Source organism: Gemmatimonadales bacterium, assembly GCA_030697825.1.
Taxonomy (GTDB): domain Bacteria; phylum Gemmatimonadota; class Gemmatimonadetes; order Gemmatimonadales; family JACORV01; genus JACORV01.
Window position 1 is genome coordinate 1 of record JAUYOW010000257.1, and the last position, 5,772, is coordinate 5,772.

The following is a 5,772-nucleotide window of genomic DNA, read 5'->3' on the forward strand; positions in this document are numbered from 1 at the left end:
GGCGGGGCAGCCTACTGCTGGGGCGGGAACCTTTCTGGCCAGCTGGGCGACGGCTCGACCACCCAGCGCCCCACGCCGGGGGCCGTGGCGGGCGGGATCACGTTCGCGAGCCTAACAGCGAGCGGCGGTCACACCTGCGGCGTGAGGAGCGGCGGGGCAGGCTACTGCTGGGGCTTCAACTATAGTGGCCAGCTGGGCCACGGCTCGGCCGCCCACCACCCCACGCCGGTGGGCGTGGCGGGCGGACTCACGTTCGGATCGCCTGGCATGGGGTCTACTTGGGCGGCAGCCGGGCGGGGCTCACGGTAGGGCGATGAAGGTGGGAGGCCAGGTTTACGTCGGACCCTTTCTCCTCCGTTTCGCGCCGGCGGGCGCCACGGTGTTGGATGGGCGGCGCCGCCTGAAGCGTGGCCGGCTGCGGCAGGCTCGGCTTCGGCGGCGGCGCGGCGGCGCGGCGGCCGCGGGTGGCGCCGCCGGCCCCGCTCGCGATCGAAATCTCGAGCACGGCGTGGGCGCGCAGCTGCCCCACCAGCATCCCGCCACGGGGTGCGTTTCGGCCACGGGGGTGTCGCCCAAGGTGAGGACGCCGTCGTAGAACCGGATTGTGGCCGACGTCACGCCGGCCATGTCGAGGAGCCCGCGCAGCGCCGCCTTCTGCGGCGGGCCGGGCGCCGGCGAGCGGCGCAGCCACTCGACCGCCCAGGCGAGGGCCGGCGAAACGTTGTCATGATCCGCACGTTCACCGCCGCTCGCTCAGGAGCACGAGACCGAATCCGGTCGTGAGCGAGATCCTACCGTTCGCCACCGTGCCCCTCTCCCCCGAGTAGGCGTCCACCAGCTCGGTGCCGTCGCGGAACACGCCGAAGACGGGGATGGTCTTGGCGCCTTCCCCCTGGTCCATCGCCACCAGCACGCGATCGACGAGCCCGTCCGTCTCGAGGGTGCGGCTGAAGATGTATGGCTCCGCCTGGAGCCGGCGATGCAACCCCGCCCCCACGGCCGGGTGGGCCCGGCGGAACCGGCCCAGCTTCCGCCAGTGTCGCAGGATAAGGGTGGTGGAGCCCCCGCGCTCCAAGCCTGTCCAGTTCATGAACGAGCGGAGGTTGGCGTCGCCCTCGGCGCCCTCGATCCTGAGGGGCCGGGCCAGCTCGTCCCCGTAGTAGATCTGGGCGCCGCCCGGCGCCAGGAGGAGGCGGGTCCCGGCGCCGAAGGGGTCCGCGCGGTCCCGGTCATACGGCGACCCATCATCGTGCGAGCTGACGTAGTTGAGGATCGCGACCCCGCGCAGCGCGCCGGCACCGAGTGCCGTCGAGTACCGCGTGAAGAGACTGTCCAGCGACCCGGCGGCGTCCCGCTTGAAGCCGAAGTTGATGAGGCCGTCGTAGCCGTGGGCGAAGAAGTCCACGGTCCGGTCCCCGAAGTTGTATGCTCGCCCCTGGCTCAGCCCGTAGCCGTACACCTCGCCCATCATGTAGAAGGGGAGGCTGTCCAGGACCTGGGCCGGATGGGCCCGTTTCCAGTCCGCGAACGCCCGCTCGGCTTCCCGTTTCAGCTCGGCGCTGACCGCCTCTCCGAAGTGCTTGGCGGTGTCCATCCGGTAGCCGTCGAACCCGAACTCGCGCACCCAGTCGGTGAGCCACTTGATGATGTAGTAGCGAGGCGCGCGGGGATAACCGGTCCGCAGGAAGAAGGCGTTGAGCCCGGCCACCTCCTGATCCCGGCGGCCCTCCCGCGCCCACTTCTCGAGCAGCGCCGGGGGGAGATCCACGGGATCGTCCCGGTCGGTGCGGACGTCCGGGAGGGTGGCCACCAGGGTGCAGTTCACGGTGGTGGTGTAGTCCCGGTAGGTGCAGTTGGGGCCCGTGCGGACCCAATCGTTAGGCCACGGGGGATCCTGGGGGGTCACGGGCCCGGTGTGGTTGATGACGGCGTCCATAAGCACGCGGATGCCGTGCCGGTGGGCCGCGTCGACCAGCGCGTGCAGGTCCTCCTTGGTGCCCAGCGCCGGCTCCACCGCGGTCCAGTCCCGGGTCCAGTAGCCGTGGTATCCGTAGGTCTTCCCCGTCCCCTCGTCCACGCTCCCGCGGATCTGCTCCACGAAGGGGGTCAGCCAGATGGCGTCTACCCCCAGGCTGTCGAAGTACCCCTCCTCCAGCTTCCGGAGCACGCCGGCGAGGTCCCCGCCCTGGAAGCTGCGCAGCAGCGCTCCATCCTGCGCTCGGCCCAGGGCGTGGTCGTTGCCGGGATCGCCGTTCTGGAAGCGATCGGTGAGGAGGAAGTAGACCGTGGCGCTGTTCCAGAACACCGCCGGATCCGCGGCCACGGCCGGCCCGATGTCCCGGCTTCCAGCATCGGAGCCGCGGGCCTTGTCATTGCACCCGGAAAGGACCATAGCGCCGGCGCCGATGATCGCCACGGTGCGCATAACGATGTTCATGCGCCAACCACCAACGCCGCCACGTCGTCCTCATCCTGCACGCGGAGCGTCAGCGCCGCTGCGAGCACGAGGGACGCGCCGCCGATCAGGAGGGCGTAGATCGCCTCTCCGCCGAAGAAGCGCCCGACGAAGAAGCCCAGCACAGCCGCCGCAACGATCTGGGGGATCACGATGAAGAAGTTAAATATCCCCATGTAGTACCCCATCTTCGAGGGGGGCAGGGACCCGGTCAGGATCGCATAGGGCATCGAGAGGATGCTTGCCCAGGCGATCCCCACGCCCACCATGGAGCCCAGCAGGTACCGAGGATCCGAGATGACGAAGATCGAGAGGAGCCCCACCGCGCCGCAGACCAGGCAGATCGCGTGGGCGACCTTCCGGCTGGTTCTCCTCGCCAGCACCGGAATGGCGAACGCCACGGCAGCGGCGACGCCGTTGTAGGTGCTGAAGCCAACCCCGACCCAGTTGGCCCCCTCGTTGTAGAGTGCCGAGGTGGTGTCGGTGGTGCCGTAGATCCGGCTGGTCACCGCCGCGGTCGTGTAGATCCACATGGCGAAGAGGGCGAACCACGAGAAGAACTGCACCCAGGCCAGCTGCTTCATGGTCCGGGGCATGTCCTGGAAGTCGTTCAGGATGGTGACGAAGCCGGTGTCGTATCGGCCGCCGCGCTGCATGAGCCCGCCGACGATGAGCAGCAATCCGACGACGCCGATGCCGCCCGACAGGATCATGACCTGGTAGACGCCAAAGCGGGCCAGCCAGACGCTGAGCGCCGTCCCCACGGCGAGAAGGGTCCAGCCCAGGCGTATCTGCCGGCCGCCGTTGCGTGCGTACTCCTCCGCCGTCCGTCGCTCCCTGACCAGGCCCTCCCGCGCCTGGTTCTCCTCGAAGGAGGCCATCTCTTCGGGCGAGTACTCCTTCGACTTGACGACCGTCCACAGCACCGCGACGAAGAAGACCGCGGCGCCGAGGTAGAAGGAGAGGCGCACCGAGTCGGGGATCATGTGCTCGGGCGCTTCGTTGCTCACTCCGAACTGCCCGGTGAGGAGCCAGGGGAGCATGGATGCCACGACCGCGCCGGTGCCGATGAAGAAGCTCTGCATGGCGAACCCGGTGGTCCGCTGCGCCGAGGGCAGGTTGTCGCCCACGAAAGCGCGGAACGGCTCCATGGAGATGTTGATGGAGGCGTCCATGATCCAGAGCATGCCGGCCGCCACCCACAGGGCCGGGGAGTTCGGCATGGCGAGCAGGGCCAGCGAGGCGAGAATGGCCCCGCCGAGGAAGTACGGACGCCGTCGGCCCAGGCGGTTCCAGGTGCGGTCGCTGAAGTAGCCGACGATGGGCTGAACCAGGAGCCCGGTCACTGGGGCGGCGATCCACAGGATCGGGATGTTTTCCACGCTGGCTCCCAGCGTCTCGAAGATCCGGCTCACGTTCGCGTTCTGCAGCGCGAAGCCGAACTGGATACCCAGGAAGCCGAAGCTCATGTTCCAGATTTCCCAGAACGTCAGGCGCGGCTTGGGCCGGACGGCGCTGGGAGCGGCAGTAGCGGGTGATCCCATGGTGGACCTGGGCCTCAGGGGTGGCGTGTCTGCGTTCCATTCGCTCGGAGGTCCCGAGCCCTGTGGAGGCGACGGATCAGCCCGTCGACCTCGGGGTCAGTGAAGATCTCGTCGAGGAGCCGCCGCATGGGGCGCTGCCAGTTCGGGCGCTCCGACGACCGTGTCCCGGGGAGGTTCACCGCACAATCCTCGAGCCAGAGATCCTCGAGCCAAGGGACCACCAGCGGGCTGTCCGACCGACCGAGCCACTCCAACAGTTCGGCCAGGAACGCGTGGGGCTCTTTCACACGGAGACCCAGCCGCTTGGCGAGCCGCTGCGCGGCCCTCGACCGTTCCTCTCGGACGCTCGGGGCCGCTCGCTTGGCCAGAAGGCCGTACCGAACCCGCTCGGCGATGTCGCTGCCGGTGAGCCACCCCGCGAAGGTGGGCGTATCATGCGTCCCCACAAGGGCCATGTCCGCGGCGGCCGGAGGGGCGACATGCCGGCCCTTCGAGGCCTGGAACTGCGCCAGGTACATCCCCCGGATCCGGTGGCGCGGAAGCGCCGCATCGATCTCGGTAGGAACGGTTCCCAGGTTCTCGCCCACCACCTCGCACCGGTTGCGGTCCGACTCCAGGGTGAGAACGGCGAAGAGCTCCTCGGCGGGATACGAGACGTAGGTCCCTTGGTGCAACCCAAACCCGTGGGGGATCCAGTAGAGGCGAGTCCAGGCCATGATGTGGTCCACCCGCAGCACCCCGGCGAGCCCCGCCTGGAGGCCAATGGACGCCGCCAGGTATCGGTGACCCTCGCGGCGGGACGCACCGGGAAGCACCGGGGCGAAGCCCCAATCCTGCCCGCTCGGAAAGCCTTTGTCGGGAGGGGCGCCCACCGACATCCCTTCGCCGAACAGGGTCGGTCGGGACCACGGATCATAGCCGTCGGGGTGGACGCCCACCGCCAGGTCCAGCCCCAGACGCATCCCGTCTGGCTCCAAGCGCTTCCGCAGGTCGTGGAGCTGCCGTCGCACCAGCGACTGGGCCACCAGGTGGAAGCGCTCCTCCTCGGCATCGACGTGGTCGGGCTCCAGCGTTCCGGCCCGGGCCTTGGGCGGCCAGGCCCGCCAGTTCCTCCCGAGCCGGGCCTGCGCGCCACGGAACTGCGCATAGCGGACCAGCTCCTCGTCCAGCAGCGACGGGTGCGGAACCGGGTGCCCCGCGAGGGCCGCCCGGACCTCGGCGTCTGCCCGGGTCACGTCCAGGGTCGTGGGGCGGGCCGACTGGCGATGGGCATCCCCCAGATCGAGGATCAACTCGGACCAGAAGAGGCGGCTCACCGCGGAGTACGGGCTGGGCTCCGGCGGCTCCGAGTTGAAGGTGGGAAGCAGGGGGAGGACCGTGACCAGGTCCCCGCCCAGTTCGCGCACCCAGCGGCACAGGGACTGCAGGTCCTGTAGGTCGCCCAGGGAGCGGCTGCGCGCCGAGCGGAGAGCGGCGAGTTGCGTCCCGACCCCCCAGCTCCGATTGGGCCCCGGCCGACGCCACGCCTGCACGGGTGCGGCGATGACCGTGCACGTCTCGCGTCTGCCCGCGGCCTCGACCGTTAGGCGGTGGTAGCCGGAGCGAAGGGGGCGAGTCGCCCGAAGCTCCGCGCCGGAGATCTCGAGCGGGGCGACGTCGCCGTCCTCGAGATGCATCTGCGCATGGACGGGACCGTGTGCGGCGATCGCGAGGGGAGGGAGCTTCCCGTCCCAGGCGACGAGGACGGGAGGCACGAGCCCGGTGTTCCTCATC

Annotated in this window: 5 protein-coding genes; 2 read left to right on the plus strand and 3 right to left on the minus strand. The window is 69.7% G+C overall.

All coding sequences use genetic code 11. From position 1 onward, the window contains the following. Both Q8Q85_12930 and Q8Q85_12935 read left to right on the plus strand, forming a co-directional pair. Positions 1-309: hypothetical protein (locus Q8Q85_12930; protein ID MDP3775159.1), on the plus strand; the 309-nt coding region annotated here is incomplete at its 5' end. Between the two features lie 4 nt (positions 310-313). After that, positions 314-595, plus strand: coding sequence for a hypothetical protein (locus tag Q8Q85_12935; GenBank protein ID MDP3775160.1), 282 nt, complete (start codon positions 314-316; stop codon positions 593-595). Positions 596-739: 144 nt separating this feature from the next. Here Q8Q85_12935 and Q8Q85_12940 read toward each other — a convergent pair whose 3' ends face one another. The 3 genes from Q8Q85_12940 to Q8Q85_12950 form a co-directional block, all read right to left on the minus strand. Continuing rightward, the gene (locus tag Q8Q85_12940; GenBank protein MDP3775161.1) at positions 740-2,437 is read right to left on the minus strand and encodes an alpha-amylase family glycosyl hydrolase; all 1,698 of its coding nucleotides are present in this window, start codon (positions 2,435-2,437) and stop codon (positions 740-742) included. Further along, on the minus strand, positions 2,434-3,924 hold the full coding sequence (locus Q8Q85_12945) for an MFS transporter (protein MDP3775162.1): 1,491 nt from the start codon (positions 3,922-3,924) through the stop codon (positions 2,434-2,436). The genes Q8Q85_12940 and Q8Q85_12945 overlap by 4 nt, the downstream gene beginning before the upstream one ends. A gap of 89 nt (positions 3,925-4,013) precedes the next feature. Continuing rightward, on the minus strand, positions 4,014-5,772 hold a 1,759-nt coding region (locus Q8Q85_12950), incomplete at its 5' end, for a 4-alpha-glucanotransferase (protein MDP3775163.1).

Coding starts and splice junctions, on each gene's coding strand:
- Q8Q85_12940 (MDP3775161.1), bottom strand. CDS start 2,437: ATGAACATCGTTATGCGCACCGTGGCGATCATCGGCGCCGGCGCTATG.
- Q8Q85_12945 (MDP3775162.1), bottom strand. CDS start 3,924: ATGAGCTTCGGCTTCCTGGGTATCCAGTTCGGCTTCGCGCTGCAGAAC.
- Q8Q85_12935 (MDP3775160.1), top strand. CDS start 314: ATGAAGGTGGGAGGCCAGGTTTACGTCGGACCCTTTCTCCTCCGTTTC.